The following is a 603-nucleotide window of genomic DNA, read 5'->3' as shown; positions in this document are numbered from 1 at the left end:
ATCAACTCAGCTTTTCAACGAGTTCCGCCAACCCGCCCAAATCCTTCAGTTCCCGAAAGCGTGGGTTTCCGACAGGTATCTCCGCCTGTTCAATCTCCCACACCAGACCGTGCGGCACGTACACACCCCAGCAGCCCGCCGCAATCGGAGCAACCACATCAGAGCGCATCGAGTTGCCCACCATCATCGCGGATCCCGGCCCGCCGCCGCGCGCGCTAAAAATCGATTGATAGGTGACCGGTGTCTTTTCCGAAACAATCTCGACCCAGTCGAACAGATCACCCAACCCCGATTGGGCGAGCTTGCGTTCCTGATCAATCAAGTCCCCTTTGGTGATCAGGACGACTTGATGAGTTTCGGCAACGGCCTCAATTGCGGCGCGCGCATGCGGCAACAGCTCAATCGGATGCGCCAACATCTCCTGGCCGGCTTCGATCAGTTGCCGGATCACATGGGCCGGCACACGGTCTTCGGTAACCTCGATAGCCGTTTCAATCATTGAAAGGGTAAAGCCCTTGATTCCATATCCGTAGTGCCGGATGTTGCGTTTTTCCGCCGCCAACAGCCTTTCCATCAGGTGATCCCGCTCGGCGTGCTCTGACA

The 603-nt window shown here is 57.4% G+C and carries 1 protein-coding gene; it reads right to left on the bottom strand.

Going from position 1 to position 603, the window contains the following annotated elements; all coding sequences use genetic code 11:
* Position 1 precedes the first annotated feature (1 nt).
* Positions 2-603, bottom strand: a 602-nt coding sequence (locus ACR0LL_RS21300) for an HAD family hydrolase (protein ID WP_480589323.1), incomplete at its 5' end; no start/stop codon positions are given.

Source organism: Ruegeria sp. AI2 (genome assembly GCF_056541275.1).
The sequence above is the reverse complement of the archived record's forward strand: the minus strand, read 5'-3'. Positions and strand labels throughout refer to the sequence as shown.